The sequence below is a fragment of the Paraburkholderia sp. ZP32-5 genome (assembly GCF_021390495.1).
Taxonomy (GTDB): Bacteria; Pseudomonadota; Gammaproteobacteria; order Burkholderiales; family Burkholderiaceae; genus Paraburkholderia.
The window spans coordinates 2,347,689-2,367,302 of record NZ_JAJEJP010000001.1 but is presented as its reverse complement, the minus strand read 5'-3'; the positions used below and the strand labels follow the sequence as shown (position 1 = coordinate 2,367,302).

At 63.4% G+C, this 19,614-nt stretch carries 16 protein-coding genes; 9 read left to right on the top strand and 7 right to left on the bottom strand.

Features of this window, described 5'->3' with window-relative positions; genetic code table 11:
• Positions 1-25 precede the first annotated feature (25 nt).
• Positions 26-1,123, top strand: coding sequence for a BMP family ABC transporter substrate-binding protein (locus L0U82_RS10025; RefSeq protein WP_233830448.1), 1,098 nt, complete (start codon positions 26-28; stop codon positions 1,121-1,123).
• Positions 1,124-1,342: 219 nt separating this feature from the next.
• Here L0U82_RS10025 and L0U82_RS10020 read toward each other — a convergent pair whose 3' ends face one another.
• The gene (locus L0U82_RS10020; RefSeq protein WP_233830446.1) at positions 1,343-1,552 is read right to left on the bottom strand and encodes a dodecin; all 210 of its coding nucleotides are present in this window, start codon (positions 1,550-1,552) and stop codon (positions 1,343-1,345) included.
• 260 nt (positions 1,553-1,812) lie between these two features.
• Between L0U82_RS10020 and L0U82_RS10015 the strand changes: the two genes are divergently transcribed.
• The 4 genes from L0U82_RS10015 to L0U82_RS10000 all read left to right on the top strand — a co-directional run bounded on the left by L0U82_RS10015 (position 1,813) and on the right by L0U82_RS10000 (position 7,130).
• Positions 1,813-2,967: an NAD(P)-dependent oxidoreductase gene (locus L0U82_RS10015; RefSeq protein ID WP_233830444.1), complete on the top strand. Its 1,155-nt coding sequence runs from the start codon at positions 1,813-1,815 to the stop codon at positions 2,965-2,967.
• Between the two features lie 111 nt (positions 2,968-3,078).
• The gene (locus L0U82_RS10010; RefSeq protein WP_326489719.1) at positions 3,079-4,671 is read left to right on the top strand and encodes an ABC-F family ATPase; all 1,593 of its coding nucleotides are present in this window, start codon (positions 3,079-3,081) and stop codon (positions 4,669-4,671) included.
• 222 nt (positions 4,672-4,893) lie between these two features.
• The gene (locus tag L0U82_RS10005; RefSeq protein WP_442793608.1) at positions 4,894-5,562 is read left to right on the top strand and encodes an OmpW/AlkL family protein; all 669 of its coding nucleotides are present in this window, start codon (positions 4,894-4,896) and stop codon (positions 5,560-5,562) included.
• Between the two features lie 329 nt (positions 5,563-5,891).
• On the top strand, positions 5,892-7,130 hold the full coding sequence (locus tag L0U82_RS10000) for an MFS transporter (protein ID WP_233830441.1): 1,239 nt from the start codon (positions 5,892-5,894) through the stop codon (positions 7,128-7,130).
• A 44-nt stretch (positions 7,131-7,174) separates the two neighbouring features.
• On the opposite strand, the gene L0U82_RS09995 is transcribed toward L0U82_RS10000, so the two are convergent.
• On the bottom strand, positions 7,175-7,378 hold the full coding sequence (locus L0U82_RS09995) for a DUF1289 domain-containing protein (protein WP_233830440.1): 204 nt from the start codon (positions 7,376-7,378) through the stop codon (positions 7,175-7,177).
• Positions 7,379-7,451: 73 nt separating this feature from the next.
• Positions 7,452-8,750, bottom strand: coding sequence for an Nramp family divalent metal transporter (locus L0U82_RS09990; protein WP_233830439.1), 1,299 nt, complete (start codon positions 8,748-8,750; stop codon positions 7,452-7,454).
• 707 nt (positions 8,751-9,457) lie between these two features.
• Between L0U82_RS09990 and L0U82_RS09985 the strand changes: the two genes are divergently transcribed.
• The 4 genes from L0U82_RS09985 to L0U82_RS09970 all read left to right on the top strand — a co-directional run bounded on the left by L0U82_RS09985 (position 9,458) and on the right by L0U82_RS09970 (position 13,562).
• Entirely contained in the window at positions 9,458-10,558 is a 1,101-nt protein-coding gene (locus L0U82_RS09985; protein ID WP_233830438.1) for a polyamine ABC transporter substrate-binding protein, read from the top strand.
• Positions 10,559-10,648: 90 nt separating this feature from the next.
• Positions 10,649-11,818 carry an ABC transporter ATP-binding protein gene (locus L0U82_RS09980; protein ID WP_442793607.1) on the top strand — a complete coding sequence of 390 codons (1,170 nt, stop codon included), beginning with the start codon at positions 10,649-10,651 and terminating at the stop codon, positions 11,816-11,818.
• A complete protein-coding gene (locus tag L0U82_RS09975) occupies positions 11,815-12,747 on the top strand; it encodes an ABC transporter permease subunit (RefSeq protein WP_233830437.1) in 933 nt (310 codons plus the stop codon). The genes L0U82_RS09980 and L0U82_RS09975 overlap by 4 nt, the downstream gene beginning before the upstream one ends.
• Positions 12,744-13,562 (top strand): ABC transporter permease subunit, encoded by an 819-nt coding sequence (locus L0U82_RS09970; protein ID WP_233830436.1) that lies wholly within the window; start codon positions 12,744-12,746, stop codon positions 13,560-13,562. The genes L0U82_RS09975 and L0U82_RS09970 overlap by 4 nt, the downstream gene beginning before the upstream one ends.
• An 80-nt stretch (positions 13,563-13,642) precedes the next feature.
• Here L0U82_RS09970 and L0U82_RS09965 read toward each other — a convergent pair whose 3' ends face one another.
• From L0U82_RS09965 to L0U82_RS09950, 4 genes are all read right to left on the bottom strand, one after another.
• On the bottom strand, positions 13,643-15,046 hold the full coding sequence (locus L0U82_RS09965; RefSeq protein WP_233830434.1) for a methyl-accepting chemotaxis protein: 1,404 nt from the start codon (positions 15,044-15,046) through the stop codon (positions 13,643-13,645).
• Between the two features lie 396 nt (positions 15,047-15,442).
• Positions 15,443-16,933 carry a flavin-containing monooxygenase gene (locus tag L0U82_RS09960; protein ID WP_233830432.1) on the bottom strand — a complete coding sequence of 497 codons (1,491 nt, stop codon included), beginning with the start codon at positions 16,931-16,933 and terminating at the stop codon, positions 15,443-15,445.
• Positions 16,934-17,147: 214 nt separating this feature from the next.
• The gene (locus tag L0U82_RS09955; protein WP_233830430.1) at positions 17,148-18,329 is read right to left on the bottom strand and encodes a tetratricopeptide repeat protein; all 1,182 of its coding nucleotides are present in this window, start codon (positions 18,327-18,329) and stop codon (positions 17,148-17,150) included.
• 180 nt (positions 18,330-18,509) lie between these two features.
• Positions 18,510-19,190, bottom strand: a complete 681-nt coding sequence (locus L0U82_RS09950) for a PspA/IM30 family protein (protein ID WP_233830429.1) — start codon at positions 19,188-19,190, stop codon at positions 18,510-18,512.
• Positions 19,191-19,614 lie beyond the last annotated feature (424 nt).

Here is a 19,614-nt window from a genome sequence, read left to right as displayed (position 1 = left end):
TCGCTCAACACGACAGGGGAACCCCATGAAGAGAAGAAATCTGCTGACCGCTTTTGCGTGGAGCGCGGCCTCGCTCGCGTTGAGCGCCGCGCCGTTCGCGCAAACCGCTCGCGCCGCCGATGTGCCGGGCGTCGCGTTCGTCTATCTCGGCAATCCGGGCGATGCCGGCTGGACCTTCGCGCACGACCAGGGTTCGAAGGAAGCCGAAGCGAAGTTCGGCAACAAGATCAAGATCACGCGGGTCGAGAACGTGCCGGAATCGGCGGACTCGGAACGCGTGTTCCGCGATCTCGCGAACAAGGGCAACAAGATCATCTTCGGCACGAGCTTCGGCTTCCAGGATTTCCAGTTGAAGGTTGCGAAGGATTTCCCCGATACCGTGTTCCTGCATGCGACCGGCTACAAGAAGGCGCCGAATTTCGGCACCTACGACGTGCGCATGTATCAGGGCGCGTATCTGGCCGGCGTCGCGGCCGGCTACGTGACGAAGAGCAATACGCTCGGCTTCGTCGCGTCGGTGCCGATTCCGGAAGTGGTGCGCAACATCAATGCATTCACGCTCGGCGCGCGTTCGGTGAATCCGAAGGTGCATACGAAGGTGATCTGGATCAATAGCTGGTTCGATCCGGGCAAGGAAAAGCAGGCGGCCGAAACCCTGATCGGCCAGGGCGCCGACGTGCTGCTGCAGAACACCGATTCGAGCGCGACGCTTGCGACCGCGTCGGAGAAACACGTGCACGCGTTCGGCTGGGATTCGGATATGAAGAAGTTCGGTCCCGACGCGCATCTCGGTTCGGTAGTCGGGCACTGGGGCGTGTACTACAGCGCGGTGATCCAGCAGGTGCTCGACGGCAAGTGGAAGAACGATCCGGTGTGGTGGGGCTTGCCGCAGAAGGCAGTCAACCTCGAGGATCTGAATACGTCGGTGATTCCGGCCGATGGACAGAAACAGGTCGCGGCACAGCGCGATTTGATCGCGAGCGGCAAGCGCGATGTGTTTACCGGGCCGATCAAGGACCAGTCGGGCACGGTCAAGGTGCCGGAAGGCAAGACGCTGAGCGATCCGGAGTTGCAGCGTCTGAACTGGTATGTCGAAGGGGTGGACGGCTCGTTGCCGAAGTAAGGCGCGAAGCAGGGGGCGGATGCCGGTGTTCGCTCGCGGTTGAAAGAAGCTGCGTTCAGCGTGAACTGAACGCAGCTTTTTTTCGTTCGCGTGCGTGCGCGTGCATTCGTGTGCGTTTGTGCGCGCTCGCGATGTTGCGGTACGGCGGATCGCCGCAATGTCACGACGCTGCAACGCCGCTGGTCAATCCTCTGCTTAATTCATGGCGTAACCTGTCGCCTAATCCTCGATTCGCAGACCGACCTTGAGCGTGACCTGCCAGTACGCGACCTTGCCGTCCTCGATCTGGCCGCGCGTTTCCGTGACTTCGAACCAGTGCAGATTGCGCAGCGTCGCCGACGCTTTGGCAATCGCGGTGCTGATCGCATCGTCGATCGATTTCGTCGACGAGCCGGTCAGTTCGATCTTCTTGTAAACGTGGTCTGACATGGATGTTCTCCTTGATCTGCGCCGTGGGTCGAAAAACGCCGTTCGGAAAAGCGCGAGTGTTAAGCACGGATGACAGGCGCGCTTTCAAAAAAAGTATAGGCAACGGTTCGTGTCTGTCGGCGATCGAATGCACGGCACGTCACATACGCTCGCCGGAATCGGAATGCCGCACGCCGCATGCCCGGCGTTTTGATGCGGTGCGCGGCCGTTATCATGTCCGCTCGATGGATTATTCAATGCGTTAGCGACGAGGTTTCAACGTGGAAATTGGTTTTTGCGGTCCCGGTCTGATGGGCTCGCCGATGATCCGGCATCTGCTGCGCGCGGGGCACACCGTGCATGTGTGGAACCGCACGCGGGCGAAGGCCGACGCGTTGCGGGCCGACGGCGCGCAGGTCGTCGATACGCCGCGCGAGCTGACCGCGCGCTGCGAAGTCGTGCTGCTGTGCGTCGCGGACGCGGCGGCGGTCGAGCAGACCGTATTCGGCGCGGCGGGGCTGCTCGACGGCGATCCGGCGCTGCCGCGCCGGGTGCGCTGGATCGTCGATCATTCGAGCATTCCGCCGGCGGCGACGCGCGAGCTGGCGCGGCGGGTGGCGGCGTATGGGCAGCCGGGCAATGAAGGGGTGCCGCTTGAGACGGCGGCGGTTGGCGGCGGGATCGATACGGCCGCGAGATCCGGCACGGACAGCGGGGCCGTAGGGGGCGTGGGAGGCGAAGCCGGCGCACAAACCCGAGCGGAAGCAAGCGCGGGAAGCGGTGTATCGGCTGAACCCACCGCAGGCGCGGAACTGGGAACGGGCACGGGAACGGCGGCAGGCACCGAACCCGGCGACGGCGCCGCCGCCGCCGCGGCCAATCCCGCGCCAATCGGCTGGATCGACGCGCCCGTGTCGGGCGGCGTGGCCGGTGCGCAGGCCGGCACGCTGGCGATCATGGCCGGCGGCCCGGCCGCCGGTGTCGCCGCGGTACGCCCCTTGCTCGATGCCTATTCGGCGCGCGTCACGCATATGGGCGAGGTCGGCGCCGGGCAGACCGCGAAACTCTGCAATCAGGCGATCGTCACCGCGACCGTCGCGGCGATCGCCGAGGCGGTGAGCCTCGCGCGGCGCAGCGGTATCGACGCCGCGAAGCTTACCGACGCGCTCGCCGGCGGCTGGGCCGACTCCGTGCTGCTGCAAACCTTCGTGCCGCGTATGACGCAAGACGGCCTCGCGCCGATCGGCGCGCTGCGCACGTTCCAGAAGGATGTCGACACGGTCGCGGCGACCGCGTATGAAACCGGCACGCCGATGCCGGTCGCGTCGACGGTTCAGCAGTTGCTGCGTCTTGGCGCCGCGATGGGCCTGGCCGATGCCGATCTGTCGGCTTTCATCGACGTTCTGCAGACGCCGCGCGGCGCGCCGCGCCAGTAACACAGACCGCGCGGGCAGGTGTCGCGCGGGTTAGTTTCTCGCGGGTTAGTTTCTCGATAACCTGCTAAAATATTGGGTTTTTCGCCGATATCACATTCAAAGGGACGCGCCGTGCTGTCTACTGCCAATATCACCATGCAATTCGGGCCGAAGCCCCTCTTCGAGAACATTTCGGTCAAATTCGGGGAAGGGAACCGCTATGGCCTGATCGGTGCGAACGGCTGCGGTAAATCCACCTTCATGAAGATCCTCGGTTCGGATCTCGAACCCAGCTCGGGCAACGTGATGCTCGAACCGAATGTTCGTCTCGGTAAGCTGCGTCAGGATCAGTTCGCATACGAAGACGTGCGCGTGCTCGACGTCGTGATGATGGGCCACACCGAAATGTGGGCCGCGATGACCGAGCGCGACGCGATCTACGCGAACCCCGACGCCACCGACGACGACTACATGCACGCCGCCGAACTCGAAGCGAAGTTCGCCGAGTACGACGGCTATACGGCCGAAGCGCGCGCGGGCGAACTGCTGCTCGGCATCGGCATCGCGATCGAAGACCACAACGGCCCGATGAGCAACGTCGCGCCGGGCTGGAAACTGCGCGTGCTGCTCGCGCAGGCGCTGTTCTCGAAGCCGGACGTGCTGCTGCTCGACGAACCGACCAACAACCTGGACATCAACTCGATCCGTTGGCTGGAAGACGTGCTCAACCAGTACAACTCGACGATGATCATCATCTCGCACGATCGGCACTTCCTGAACCAGGTCTGCACGCACATGGCCGACATGGATTACGGCACGCTGAAGGTCTATCCGGGCAACTACGACGACTACATGCTCGCGAGCACGCAGGCGCGCGAGCGTCAGCAGGCCGCCAACGCGAAGGCGAAGGAACGCGTGGCCGATCTGCAGGACTTCGTGCGGCGCTTCTCGGCGAACAAGTCGAAGGCACGCCAGGCCACCAGCCGTCTGAAGATGATCGACAAGATCAAGATCGAGGAATTCAAGCCGTCGTCGCGGCAGAACCCGTTCATCCGCTTCGAGTTCGAAAAGAAACTGCACAACATCGCGGTGGTTGCCGACACCATCTCGAAGAAATACGAGCGTTCGATCTTCAACAACTTCAGCATCAGCGTGCAGCCGGGCGAGCGTATCGCGATCATCGGCGAGAACGGCGCGGGCAAGACCACGCTGCTGCGCTCGCTGCTCGGCAAGCTCGAACTCGATCACGGCAACGTGAAGTGGGCGGAAAACGCGAATGTCGGCTACATGCCGCAGGACACGTACGAAGAGTTTCCGGCCGACGTCACGCTGATGGAGTGGATCGACGGCTACCGCCAGGAGGGCGACGACGAGCAGATGGTGCGCGGCACGCTCGGCCGGCTGCTGTTCAACGCGGACGATATCCGCAAGTCGGTCAAGGTGCTGTCGGGCGGCGAGAAGGGCCGCATGATCTGGGGCAAGCTGATGCTCGGCCGCCACAACGTGCTGATGATGGACGAGCCGACCAACCACATGGACATGGAGTCGATCGAATCGCTGCAGATCGCGCTCGACAAGTTCGAAGGCACGCTGATTTTCGTGTCGCACGATCGTGAGTTCGTCAGTGGTCTCGCGAACCGGATCATCGAAGTGAAGACCGATGGCACGCTGAACGACTTCGGTGGCAATTACGAAGACTTCCTGACGAGCCAAGGCGTGGAGTAAAAGGTGGAGTAAAAGCCCGGCTAGCTGTTCCTTCTCCGGCTTCCCTCAAAGGCCCACACCGGCAATCCGCTGGTGTGGGCCTTTTCATTCTGGTCATCTGCTGCGCGACTCACTGTCGCATCCAGCGCAACCGTTCCCGCCACGTTGACCCGCATCAACGCACCGCTCGCCACGCTCCCCGACAATCTCGATACAACATCCATCGATCAAACGGGGAAGCCAATGAAGCACTCGCTCGCGAAGCGAATCAAAACTGCTGTCTTCATCAGCGGTCTGCTATGTACAGGCGCGCTCGCGCCTACGGCTCAGGCGGCCGGCATGGATACCGGCAGCGACGCGATGAGCGGCATCCATGCCGGTGACGTGCTCGTGCGTCTGCGCGCGATCAGCATCATGCCCGACGTGCGCACGAACCAGACGCTGTCGGCGCTCGACGTCGGCGTCAACAATGCGATCGTGCCGGAACTCGATCTGACTTACATGATTCGCGACAACCTCGGCGTCGAGCTGATTCTCGCCACGTCGCGCCATCAGCTGACGTCGAGCCTCGGCAATCTGGGCGGCGTGAACGTGCTGCCGCCGACGCTGCTGCTCCAATACCACTTCAACCACGCAGGGCGTATCCGCCCGTACGTCGGTGCGGGGATGAACTACACGCTGTTCTACAACAACGGTCTGAGCGCGGGCGGCCAGTCGGTTTCGGTCACGAATCACAGTTTCGGTCCGGCGTTGCAGGCCGGTGTCGACGTGCAGGTCAGCCGCACGCTCTTCGTCAACGCGGACATCAAGAAGATCTGGATGCATACCGACGCGTCGCTAGGCGCTCAGCCGCTCGGCCGGTTGAATATCGATCCACTGATCGTGGGCGTCGGTGTCGGCATGCGGTTCTGACCCGCACGGAAGAAACGGCGAGCTAGCGAAATGCCGGGATATTCCGGCATTTTTCCTGATCGCAGGCAACGCGCCGAGGGGAAAGACAGCCTATACCTTGTCGTTCCGAAACCGCATGGCCGTGCTTCGCGTTCGGTCCGTTCGCCGCCCACGCATCACACACCGAAAGCCCGCTTCTTCGAAGTGGGCTTTTTTGCTTATTTGCAGCCGCATCCGTTGCCACGCGCACATTGTTCAGCCGCGCTGGCAAGTCTTTTCGGAACACGACGCTTTTTCCGGGGCGAGACTCACTCTAAAGTGTCAGCCTTCAATCTGCCATTCGTCCCATCATGCAAATCGATACCGTTACGACGCCAGTCTCCGTCGACGGCAGTTCAACGTCGGCGGCTCAATGGTTTTCCGTCATTGCCGTCGCGGTAAGCGCGTTCGCGTTCGTGACCGCCGAGTTTCTGCCGGTCGGATTGCTGCCGCAAATTGCCCACGACCTGGGCGTATCCACCGGTGTGGCCGGTTTGATGGTCACCACGCCCGGCGTGCTGGCCGCGATCTCGGCGCCGATGCTGATCGTCGGCGCGGGCCGCATGGATCGCCGCTATGTGTTTCTGCTGCTCACCGCGATGCTGCTGATCGCGAACATCGTGTGCGCCGTCGCGCCGAGCCTCGTGGTGATGCTGATCGGGCGCGCTTTGCTCGGTGCCGCGCTGGGTGGCTTCTGGACGCTCGCGACCGCGGCGGCGCCACGACTCGTGCAGGGCAAGGACGCGGCCAGAGCGACCGCGACCATTCTGACCGGTGTGACGTTGGCCACCGTGGTCGGCGTGCCGCTCGGCACGTTTATCGCGTCGTTTGCATCGTGGCGGATGGCGTTCGCGGCCACCGCGGTGCTGGTCGCGCTCGCGTTGCTCGCGCAAGCGCTGCTGGTGCCGTCGTTGCCGTCGGCATCGGCATTGCGTATCGCCGATTTCAAAACCTTGCTTGGCCGGCCGCATACGCGGCTGAGCATGGTGATGGTCGCGCTCGTGTTCGGCGCGCATTTCTCGACTTATACGTATATCGCGCCGCTGCTCGAACACGATTTCTCGCTGAGTGCGATCACGCTATTGCTGTTCGGCTTCGGCCTGATCGGCTTTTTCTCGAATGCGCTGACGTCGATGGCGGTGTCGGAGCATCTGAAAAAAGCCGTTGCGGCGATGATCTTGCTGCTATTGGGCGCGATGTCGTCGATGTTGCTGCTCGAGCATTCGCCGATCGGCGAGACGGCGGGGATGTTGCTGTGGGGTATCGCGTTCGGCGCGTTGCCGCTTTGCTTTAGCGTGTGGATTCAGCGCGGCACCACGGATTTGCCGGAAGCGGGCTCAGCAATGTTCGTCAGCGTGATTCAGGTGGCGATTGCCGTGGGTTCGGCCGTCGGCGGCACGATCGTCGATCGCGCCGGCATTCACGCGGACTTTACGCTGGGACTGGGACTTGCGTTGCTGGGTTTGGCGACGCTGCAGCGGCTCGCCGCAAGTGAGCGGACGGTCAATGCGGCTTCGGTTGCGTGCGCGTGCGACGCGTCGCCTGATTGACGTGAGCGGGCGGTATACGCCGCGCCCCGCGCGAATAGCGGACGTTACAGGTTGTCGTTCTTAAACCGCATCGCGGTGCCTTCCTGTTCGATCCGCGTCCAGACCGCGCGCTTTTCCTCGTCGCTCAGGAACACCCAGTTGTACACCTCGGTGGCGGTGCGCCCGCAGCCTTTGCACACTTCGTCGAAGAGCGTGGAGCACACGCCAATGCACGGGCTGTCGGGGAGGTCGTGAAGATTCGAAGTCATCGGGAACGTTGAGGCTGGGGGCAAGGTTTCGCTATGTTAACCGATGCGCGTGACGCATCTTGCCGTGGCGCGATCACGCACCGGCTGCCAACTGCCACAACAACGCGCCATTCAACGCAATGATGAACGCCGCCGACAGCCACGCAAGCACGAGCGGCACGCCATGCACGCGCCAGGCGCGCATCAGCTTCGCATCGGATGCATAGCGGATCAATGGCACGACCGCGAGCGGCAATTGCAGGCTCAGCACGACCTGGCTCGCGACCAGCAACTGATTCGAGCCATGCTGGCCGAACATCGCGACCGCGAACAGCGCCGGGCCGATCGCCAGCGCGCGCGTCAGCAGCGCGCGCTTCCAGCGCGGTAGCCGTAACTGCAGAAAACCCTCCATGACAGCCTGACCAGCCAGCGTACCGGTGACGGTCGCGCTCAGTCCACACGCGAGCAGTGCCGCCGCGAACAGGATGCCGGCCCAGCGGCTGCCGACCAGTGGCGCGATCAGCCGATGGGCGTCGGCGAGATCGGTGACGTCGCGATGGCCGCTCGCATAGAACACGGCGGCCGCGACGATCAGCAGCGCGGCGTTGATCACGAACGCGAACGCGAGCGAGCCGAAGGTATCGAGATTGATCACGTGCAGCGCGACCTTGATCTGCGCGTCGCTGCGCTCCGGCGCGTGGTGCTTGACGAGCGCCGAATGCAGATAAAGGTTGTGCGGCATCACCGTCGCGCCGACGATGCCGGCCGCGAGCCACAGCATGCCGGCGTTCCGCAACAGCTCGATGCTCGGCGCCGAGCCGGCCAGCGCCGCGCGCCAGTCGGGCCGCGCCAGCGCCAACTGGACCACGAAGCAGAGCCCGACGAAGCCGATCAGCGCGGCGATCACCGCTTCGAGCTTGCGGCCGCCTTTCTGCTGCAGCGCGAGCAGCGCGAACGTGCAGACCGCCGACATCAGCACGCCGACCGTCAGCGACACGCCGAGCAGCAATTGCAGCGCGACCGCGCTGCCGACCACTTCGGCGACGTCGCAGGCGATGATCGCGATCTCGCTGGTGAGCCACAGAAACAGCGTGCCGCGCCGCCCGGTGCGCTCGCGGCATAGCTGCGCGAGATCGCGCCCGGTCACGACGCCGAGCCGCGACGACAGCCATTGCAGCAGCATCGCCATCAGGCTCGCCAGCAGCACGATGCCGAGCAGACGGTAGCCGTAGCCCGCACCGGCGCCGAGCGCGGTCGCCCAGTTGCCGGGGTCGATATAGCCAACCGCGATCAACGCGCCGGCGCCGAGAAACGAGAACCAGTGCGCCGGACGCGCCGGCTCGCCCGGCAGACGCCGGCGGCGGTGGCGCATCGCGAAGGGGTTGGTGTTCATCGGTGCCTGAGGTGCGAAATCGTGTCCTCTTGCAAGCCACATGCCCCGTCCAATGGCGAATCGCGTGCATGTCACGTGTACAACGCGTGAGCAGGGGCGGGCGCGGGTGGCGGCCCGAGATCCTCGCTCGTCGCGCGATGGCTTCGGGCTAGCCGCGCAGACGGGGCGCCGGGCTGTAAGCAGCTATTGTGCACCGCCGGCGGCGATACGGCTTGCGCTTGCGGGAGCCTTGCAACCTGCCAACGCGGCAGTGTCCGCTGCGGCTCAAAAGATCATCGCGGGAACGTAGGAATTGCCGTGGCCGCCGATTGCCGCCGGAAGCTTGTGCGCCACGCAAGCCGCAATCGGTACCGGCAAGCGCGAACGGTTGCCGACCTGACAACAACATAACAACGCGATAGCACCGCCGTCCAGCAACATACCGTAAGCGAACCGGCAACACGTTCCGCTCCCACCCGCAACCGCCCGTAACCCCGGCGCAGCAAGGATGCGGCGGCGCCCGCCGGTACATATTTTTAGGTAGACAGGCGCCGATAACCCGTTAAAATTGCGGCCATTTTGCAGAGGTGCGGCCTCGGCCTGTACCGTTTGCGCGACAGCTCCGGGTTTCTTTTTGGAGCGGGCAATAATTGATGGTAGTTTTCGGGGTTTTCAGGGGGCTGCGGCGCGACTTCGCAGCTTGAGTGACGACAGTTTCGGAGATCGGGATGAATAAACGGGTAGTGGGGCGGGTGGCGGCGCTGATCTTGTGCGCGGCGCCGTGGCTGACGGCCGCTGCGAAGGATACGCAGCTCAACGTATATAACTGGTCCGACTACATCGCGAAGGACACGATCCCGAACTTCACGAAACAGACCGGCGTTCAGGTCAAATACGACAACTACGACAGCGACGACACGCTGCAGGCCAAGCTCCTCACCGGCAACTCCGGCTACGACATCGTCGTGCCGACCAGCAACTACGCGGGCAAGCAGATCGCCGCGGGCATTTTCGAGCCGCTCGACAAATCGAAGCTGCCGAACCTCAAATACCTCGACCCGTCGCTGATGGCGCTCGTCGCCGGCGCCGATCCGGGCAACAAGTATGTAGTGCCCTGGGCCTACGGCACGACCGGGCTCGCTTACAACGTCACGAAGGCGCAGCAGATCCTCGGCGCGAACACCCCGCTCGATAGCTGGGACATCCTGTTCAAGCCGGAAAACATCTCGAAGCTGAAGGCCTGCGGCGTATCGGTGCTCGACGCGCCGGACCAGATGTTCGCGGCCGCGCTGCACTACATGGGTAAGGATCCGATGAGCACCAACCCGGCCGACTATCGCGCCGCGCTGGAGATGCTGAAGAAAATCCGCCCGTACATCACGCAGTTCAACTCGTCGGGCTACATCAACGACCTCGTCGGCGGCGACGTCTGCTTCGCGTACGGCTGGTCGGGCGACGTCGTGATCGCCAAGCATCGCGCGGTCGAAGCGAAGAAGCCGTACAAGATCGAGTACTACATTCCGAAGGGCGGCGCGCCGGTGTGGTTCGACGTGATGGCGATTCCGAAGGATGCGAAGCACAAGGAAGCCGCGCTCGAGTGGATCAACTACATCGAGACGCCGCAGGTGCACGCCGCGATCACCAACGCCGTGTACTACCCGAGCGTCAATATGGAAGCGCGCAAGTACGTGGACAAGGACGTCGCCAACGATCCGGCCGTGTATCCGTCGCCGGAAACCATCAAGACGCTGTTCCTGCTCAAGCCGTTGCCGCAGGAAATCCAGCGACTGCAAACGCGGCTGTGGACCGAATTCAAGTCCGGCCGCTGATGGCGGCATGAATCAGCGATAAGCATCATCAAGAAGCCCTCGGTGTTCACCGGGGGCTTTGTTCGTCAAACGCCAAAGTGAAGCAGCATTATGACCAGTAGTGACCAGTCGGGCGCGCTAGCGGGGGCCGGCGAGCCGTTCCTGGGTCCGAACGCCGTTATGGGCGACCCGGCGGACCAGTTCATCCAGATCATCGACGTCGTCAAGAAGTTCGGCGAGACCGTTGCGGTCAAGGGAGTCAACCTGTCGGTGAAGAAGGGCGAGCTGTTCGCGCTGCTCGGCAGTTCGGGCTGCGGCAAGTCGACGTTGCTGCGCATGATGGCCGGGCTCGAAACGGTGACCTCGGGTCGCATCCTGATCGACGGCGAAGACCTCGCGCAACTGCCGCCGTACCGCCGGCCGGTCAACATGATGTTCCAGTCGTATGCGCTCTTTCCGCACATGACGGTCGAATCGAATGTCGCATTTGGCTTGAAGCAGGAAGGCGTGCGGAAAGCGGAGCTGAAGGACCGCGTGCACAGCGCGCTCGAACTCGTGCAGATGGGCCGCTTCGCGAAGCGCAAGCCGCATCAGTTATCCGGTGGCCAGCAGCAGCGTGTCGCGCTCGCGCGCTCACTGGTCAAGCGGCCGAAGCTACTGCTGCTCGACGAACCGATGTCGGCGCTCGACAAGCAGATCCGCCAGCGTACCCAGATCGAACTCGTCAACATTCTCGACTCGGTCGGTGTGACCTGCATGATGGTCACGCACGATCAGGAAGAGGCAATGACGATGGCCAACCGGCTCGCGGTGATGAGCGAGGGCCAGATCGTCCAGCTCGGCACGCCGCACGAAGTCTACGAGTATCCGAACAGCCGCTTCTCGGCGGAGTTCATCGGCTCGACCAATCTGTTCGAAGGCCGCACCGTCGAAGACGAACCCGATTACGTGTTCATCGAAACGCCGGATCTGACCTGCCGCCTGCACGTCAATCACGGCATCACCGGTCCGCTCGGCATGCCGGTGACGATCTCGGTGCGCCCGGAGCGCATCGCGCTGACGCGCAAGCCGCCCGAGGGCGCCTACAACTGGGGCAAGGGTGTCGTCACGAATATCGCGTACATGGGCGGCTATTCGCTGTATCACGTGAAGCTCGACGGCGGCAAGACGGTGATCGCGAACGTGACGAGCCTCGCGCTGACCGAGATCGAACCGCCGACCTGGGGCGACGAAGTGTACGTGCGCTGGAGCGCATCGGCCGGCGTGGTGCTGACGTCATGAAGGCCGCGCTTGCTTCCTTCTTCACATGGCCGGCACGGCGGCTGAAGCTGACCGGCCGCACCGCGGTGGTGGCGGGGCCGTTCATCTGGCTGCTGCTGTTTTTCCTCGTGCCGTTTCTGCTGGTCGTGAAGATCAGCTTCGCCGATTCGCAGCTCGGCATTCCGCCGTACACGCAACTCGTCAACTTCGCGGACGGCGCGCTGCACATCACGCTCGATCTGTCGCATTACGCGTTTTTGCTGACCGACAGCCTTTATTTCGCGACCTATGTGAATTCGGTCGTGGTCGCGGCGATCTCGACGGTGCTGTGTCTGCTGATCGGTTATCCGATGGCGTATTACATCGCGCGCTCGAATCCGGCCACCCGCAATCTGCTGATGATGGCCGTGATGCTGCCGTTCTGGACGTCGTTCCTGATTCGCGTGTACGCATGGATCGGCATTCTGAAAAACAACGGGCTGTTGAATAACTTCCTGATGTCGATCGGGCTGATCCATTCGCCGATCGAGCTGTATCACACCAACACGGCGGTCTATATCGGCATGGTCTATTCGTACCTGCCGTTTCTGGTGATGCCGCTTTACGCGCACCTTGTGAAGATGGACCTGACCTTGCTCGAAGCCGCGTACGACCTCGGCGCGAAACCGTGGAAAGCGTTCTGGCAGATCACGCTGCCGCTATCGAAGAACGGCATCGTCGCGGGCTGCTTGCTGGTGTTCATTCCGGCGGTCGGCGAGTACGTGATTCCGGAACTGCTCGGCGGTGCGAACACGCTGATGATCGGTCGCGTAATGTGGAATGAGTTCTTCGACAACGCCGACTGGCCGATGGCCTCGGCGGTCACCTGCGCGATGGTGTTGCTGCTGCTGGTGCCGATGGCGCTGTTCCAGCACGCGCAGGCGAAGGCGCTGGAGGAGGGCCGTCGATGAAGCCGAATCGCATGTTGCAGCTGATCGCGCTGGGCATCGGCTTTCTGTTTCTGTATATCCCGATCGTCAGCCTCGTCGTGTACTCGTTCAACGAGTCGCAACTGGTGACCGTGTGGACGCGCTTTTCGACGCGCTGGTATGCGGCGTTGCTGCAGGACGACGAACTGATCGCGTCCGCGTGGCTGTCGTTGCGGATTGGCTTGATGACCGCGTTCGCGTCGGTCGTGATCGGCACGTGGGCCGGCTTCGTGCTCGCGCGCATGGGCCGCTTTCGCGGCTTCACGCTGTACACCGGCATGATCAACGCGCCGCTCGTGATTCCCGAAGTGATTCAGGGCATTTCGCTGCTGCTGCTGTTTATCGAAATGGGCCGTCTGATCGGCTGGCCGGCCGAGCGCGGCATCTTCACGATCTGGATCGGCCACGTGATGCTGTGTATTTCGTATGTCGCGATCATCGTGCAGTCGCGTGTGCGAGAGCTGCATCCTTCGCTCGAAGAGGCCGCGCTCGATCTCGGCGCGACGCCGCTCAGGGTGTTCTTCTTCGTCACGCTACCGCTGATTTCGCAGGCGCTGGTGTCGGGCTGGCTGCTGTCGTTCACGTTGTCGATCGACGACCTCGTGTTGTCCGCGTTCCTGTCCGGCCCCGGCTCGACGACGTTGCCGCTCGTCGTGTTCTCGCGCGTGCGGCTCGGTTTGAATCCGGAGATGAATGCGCTGGCGACGCTGTTTATCGCGGTCGTCAGCGTCGGCGTGGTGGCCGCCAACTTCTTCATGCAGCGCGCCGAGCGCAAGCGCGCGGTGATGGCGGTTTGATGTGGTGGTGATCGCGAGCGCCGCGCAAGGTCCGCGCGGCGCCTTCGTGACGCTTTTCTCTTCGATGCCGCCGCGTCGCGTCAGACCTTGTAGGCGAGTCTCATACCACCCCAATGCCGGCCGCCGACGAATATCGGCGCCGACGCATCCTTCATCATCGCAAACTGGCCGCCGCCCATGTCGCGGCGATAGGTTTGCAGCAGAAACGGCTTCGTATGCGACGCGGCCGCGAGCCCGGTGCGATCGTTGAACATGCGCCGGTTGCGGCAGTTCGCGGCGTTCCACACCGGGTCATCGCTTTGCGGCAACGAGAACTTCTGGTTGTGCGTCGGCATATAACCGCGCAGATCGACCGCCGTACAGAACACGACGCGCGGATCGAGTTCGAGCATCGGCTCCTGGATCGGCGGCAGCACGCGGTCGGTGAACGCGGTGAAACGCGTCATGAATTGCTGCGGATTGCTGCCCGGTATCGGCACGTACTGCGAGTCGAACAGCTCGTCGAGCGAGATATCGCCGCGCGCGATGGCCGCGTCGAACAGTTTGCCGACCTTCGCCGCGACCTGCTGTACCGCATCGATGAAACGCGTATCCGCGGTTTCGACGCCGGTCGCCGCGGTCAGCTCGATCAGCGTCTCGGATACGCCGAGCAGATTGCCGAGCCGGTTTCTCGCCTGCGTGAAGTTCTCGCTCGAATCCTCGACGCCGCTCGCCATCTCCAGCACCTGGGCTTCGAGCCCGTCGCATTGCGTTTCGATCTCGCCGGTCAGCGTCGCGATCTGGCCGGCCTCGTTGTTCAGTTGCGCGATCGCGTCGCCGGTCGCATGCACGACATCGCCGATCTTGCGCGTGCCTTCACGCACCCGATGCGCGCGCGCCGTATTCACCGCGCCTTCGCTGATCAGTTGCTCGGTCTGCTGCGTGAGCTGCGCCAGCGTGGTTTCGATCTGCCCGGTGGCCTGCGCGGTTTTCGCGGACAGGTTCTTGACCTCGGCGGCCACCACCGCGAAGCTGCGCCCCGATTCGCCGGCGCGCGCCGCTTCGATCGCGGCGTTCAGCGCGAGCAGATGGGTTTGCCGCGCGATCAGCGAAATCTCTTCCGAGACGCGGCTCACGTGGGCAAGCGCGCTGCGCAGCGCGCCGATCTGGCTTTCGATCACGGTCACGCCTTCGACGAGACCGTGGATATCGGCAAGCGATGCTTCGAGGGTTGTCTGCGATTCCTGCACGCCGGTGGCAGCGCCAGCCGATACACTGCGCATTTCGCGCGCGGCCGCGGCGATGCGATGATTGCCCGCGAGCGTCTGCGCGGCCGATTCGCGCAGCGCGCGGCATACTTGCGACTGGTTCTGGATGCGCGCGGCGACTTCGTCGACGTGCCCCGACACGTCGCAGATTTCCATGCCCAGTTTGCCCGCCTGCGCGGCAATATCGCCGACGACGCTTTGCGAACGGTGGGCACGGCGAAAACTGAAGCGCGTCATAGCTGTCTCCTCGGTAGCGCGCCAGGCGCGCCGGTGACACCAATGCGAACGCGCCGTCATCCGTGGTGGATGCGGCGTCTATAAGGTCTCTCCCATGTGTTTACGACGAACTTTCAGTCGACTTGATCGGGGATATCCCGCACTCGCCGGCGTGGGCCGACACGTCGCGGCAAGCCGTGGTGACTTTTTGCGGCGATGACGATGATCGAGTCTCTTCTGTCTGTGCTGGACTGGCAGCCGCTTTTTCGTCTGTGGGAATTGATCGTGATGATCTGCAAGTTTCTATGGGACTTGTTGCGCTTGTTGAGCGGTGGGTGAGGACGAATGCTGGCACGATGTGCTATATGCGGTACGCCCTCGATCCCTCAACCCGCCAAACCCGCAACGCGCGCCGCATCAAGGCGCGAAACGATAGTCCCGCGGCCGCACGCGCCGCGTCAGTTTGCGAAAACTGAACGTGAAGCCGGGCCATAGCGCGGTGACCTTGCCGCTCTTGGTCTGATACCAGCTCTGGCAGCCGGTCGCCCATACCGAATGCCGCATGTCTTTCTGCAGACGCGCATTGAAATCGCGCTGCACGTCGGCGCGCAACGTCATCGTGCGAGCGTTGCGGCGGCGCAATACACGCAGGCAATCGACGATGTATTGCAGCTGCGACTCGATCATATAGATCATCGAGTTGTGGCCGAGTGCGGTATTCGGACCGGCAAGCATGAAGAAGTTCGGAAAGTTCGCGATGCTGACGCCGAGATACGCTTGCGGGCCGTCGCGCAGCCACAGCGTGCTCAGGTCCGTGCCGTCGAGTCCGGTGACTTCGAATGGCGCGCGCACGTCGTTGACCTGGAAGCCGGTGCCGCAGATGATCGCGTCCGCGTGATGATGCACGCCGTCTTCGGTGACGATGCCATCGGCGACGATCTCGCGAATGCCGCTCGTCACCACGTCGACGTTCGGCTGGCAGACGGCCGGGTAGTACTCGCTCGATAGCAGCACGCGCTTGCAGCCGATCCGGTAGTTCGGCGTGAGCTTCGCGCGCAGCACCGGGTCCTTGACGCGCCGCTCCAGATAGCTGCGGCCGAACTTCATCGCTGCGTTCATCAGCTTCGGATTGACGACGAACGCGAGCGCGCGCGATTCGTGCTGCCAGTAGAGCGCGCTGCGCACGACGCGTTGCGTGAACGGCAGCGTTCGAAACAGCCAGTGCGCGCGCGGACCGACCGGTTTGTCGGGCTTCGGCATGACCCACGGCGCGGTGCGCTGGAACAGGTCCAGGTGCGCGACGCGCGGCTGGATGCACGGCACGAACTGGATCGCGCTCGCGCCGGTGCCGATCACCGCGACGCGTTTGCCGTCGAGCGGATACGCATGGTCCCAGCGCGCCGAATGAAACAGCTTGCCTTCGAAGCGATCGATCCCGTCGATGCGCGGCAACGCCGGACGCGACAGCAGACCGTTCGCGGCGATCAGCACGTCGGCCTCGATAGTTTCGCGCGCGCCGTTCGTGTCGATATCGACGAGCCACAGTTGACGCGTTTCGTCGAAGCGCGCGGCGCTGACCTTCGTATTGCATCGCACGTAGCGCTCGACGTCATACTTGCGCGCGCAATGTTGCAGATAGTCGAGAATTTCCGCCTGAGCGCTGAACGCGCGCGACCACGACGGATTCGCCTCGAACGAAAACGAATAGAGATGCGACGGGATATCGCAGGCCGCGCCGGGATAGGCGTTATCGCGCCAGGTGCCGCCGATACCGCTCGCGGCCTCGTAGATCGTGAACGACGTGATGCCCATCTGTTGCAGACGGATCGCCATGCCGATGCCGGAAAAGCCGCTGCCGACGATCGCGATACGCGGCGTGGCTACGGAAGCGGAAGGGGCGGGCGTCATGATGATCTCCGGCGGCGGGTGAAAGCAGTGGGTGGAGCGAAGGGCGGCGCGGCAGTGCATCGCATCGTCTGTGCTTCGGCGTGAGACTTCGGGTGCGGATGCGTGTACACCCATCGGCATACAACGCAAAGCGCAGCGCAGAGAAAAACAGGCTCCGTGCGAAGGAGCCTGTTTTTGTTCGACGCGGTGCAGGCGCTATAAAAGCGCGACTCGATCAGGTATCGGTCCAGCCGCCCGAATCATCGTTGCTGCCCATGTCGATGCCACCGCCGCTGTTGTCATTCCAGTCGTTCGAGCCCTGACCGAAATCGAGGCCGCCGCCATTGCCGCCGTCGTTGCCGCGGCGGCGCAGTTCGTCGTCGTCGACGATCACGTCGCGCTCGACGACGCGATCACGCCCGTGGCTCAGCGCTTCGCCGAGCAGCACGCCGGTCAGCAGACCGCCCATGCCGCCGCCCATTCCACCGCCTTGCTGCACGATGACCTGCGGCTGCTGCTGATAGGGCTGGGTTTGCGGATAGGGCGGCTGCGGGCTGCCGAAGCGTTCGGCTTCCTGTGCATACGCCGATTGCTGCCCGGTACCCACGGATGCGGCGGTCGGGTCGGGCCGGCCGTCGGCGCGAGCGCGCAGGCTCGCGACGCGCTGCTCGAGTTCGTCGAGCTGATACGGCGGCAGCGGATTCTTGCCGTTCGACAGCGCCTCGACGGTTCCGCGCAGTTGCTCCTCGGTCGCCTCGACGTCTTTCTCCAGCGCCTCATGCCCCGGCGCGGTGGAGAGCTTCACGTCGAGCTTCAGCGAACGCACCGCGTTGAGCAGATCCGTCGCGCGCTTCAGCTGCGTGCGGCGATCGTCGTCGGCACGCGTATCTTCCTGTGTGCGGGCGCGGCGCAAAGTCCAGCGCAGCACCAATGCGATCACAGCGATCAGAACGATGATACCGATCCACATACCAGCCCCCGGACCATGCCGTTGTTGCGCTTGCGACACCATCGCCGACTGTTGCTGCACAGCAGGCGCATTCTGCTGCGCGAACGGATTCGCGGCGTGACGGGTAACGTTGCCGCCCGCGCGTTGCGCATCGCTGCGCAGGCGTGCTTCGGTTTGCGCGAAGCGGGCCGGATCGGTGAAGCGGATCTGCGGATCGAGCGTCTTGGCCTGTTGTATCTGCGCGAGCGCTTCGCTGTAACGGCCTTCGCGATCGAGCACCTGGGCATACAGATAGTGCGCGCGGGCGTTGTTCGGATGGGCTTGCAGCACTTCGTTCAGACCGGAGTCGGCCTGCTGCCAGTTGCCTTGCGCCATCGCCGATTCGATTTGCTGAACTGTCGGCACCGCGAACGCCGCCGCCGACACGACGAGCAGCGAAGCGAAAGCGGCTACGAGAAATTTTTTCATGTGCGGACCGGGCGCGACGCGCCCGTCTCCATCAGTCGATTGCGGTGGCCGCGTACGGCGGCCGGTATGCTGGGGCTGGCTCGATTGGCTTGCCCCGGCATGTACTGCTGTTGCCGTGTATCGCTTGAATGCGCGTTTGAACGCGTGTTTGATGCACGGCAATCGATACACACCGCGCGCTTATTGCGCCGGCGTGTTCAGCTGCTTCTTCAATGCTTCGAGACGGTCGTCGACGGATGGACCGCGATTCAGATCCGCGAGCTTGTCGTCGAGCGCCTTGCCGCTTTTCACGTCGGCGGAATTCAGACGTGCATCGGAGCGCGCGTTCGACAGCGCGACCTTGTCTTCGAGCTTCTGGAAATCTTCGGACAGGTTCTTGCCGCCGATACCGCCCAACGCAGTAGCCGCGACGTCCTTCGCTTCGGCGATCTGCTGCTTCGCCTGCAGGATGTTCGAGCGGGCGTTCAGATCGTTGCGGCGACTGCGCATGTCGTCGATCTGGCTCTTCAGTTGCGCGACCGACGGCTCCAGCGTGGCCAGCTCCTTCGTCAGCGCATCGCGTTCGGCTTCGGCGGTGGCCTGCGCGCCGAGTGCTTCGCGCGCGAGCGCTTCGTCGCCGGACTGCAGCGCGCGCTTCGCGCCGTCTTCGTACTTCTTCGCCTTGTCCGCGGCAACATCGCGCTTGCTCTGCTGGGTCGCGACCTGTGCCTGGATCTCGATCAGCGAGTTCTCCGCCTTGCCGATGCTGTCATCGAGTTCGCGCACGATCTGGCGCGAGTCGCGCGACGGATCCTGCACCGAGTCGGCCGCGTCGTTCAGAAGACCCTTGAGCGTGCGCGAAATGCTGTCAAAAAGCGACATGAAAACCTCCAGAGAATGTAAGCGGCGCCGACGATGTCCGCGCGCCGTGACTGCCTTGAACTGCTACTTTACGCCGCTGCGCGCGAAGCTGCGCAACGTTCGGACCGGAGTTCGGGGCAGGCTCGCCGATTGCAATAGCGGGGCCCCGAATTGTCCGGATGCGATACCGGATTCGACGCTGTCAGGTGAATGCAAATTCGCGATGGAGATGAACTTGACGGCGGATATTACACCATCGGCTTTCTGTCGAAGCGCCTTGTACGAGGCGGCTGAGCGAGGAATTGGGTAGGGCTGCAAGAAGCCGGTTTCGAGCGGGTGTGTCGCGGTATAAAAAGGGCAGTCGAACGTGACACGCCGATGTAACGGTGTGAAACAGACGGGGTTCATTCGCGCGCTTTAGCGTAGTGACGCGAGTTCACGCTAT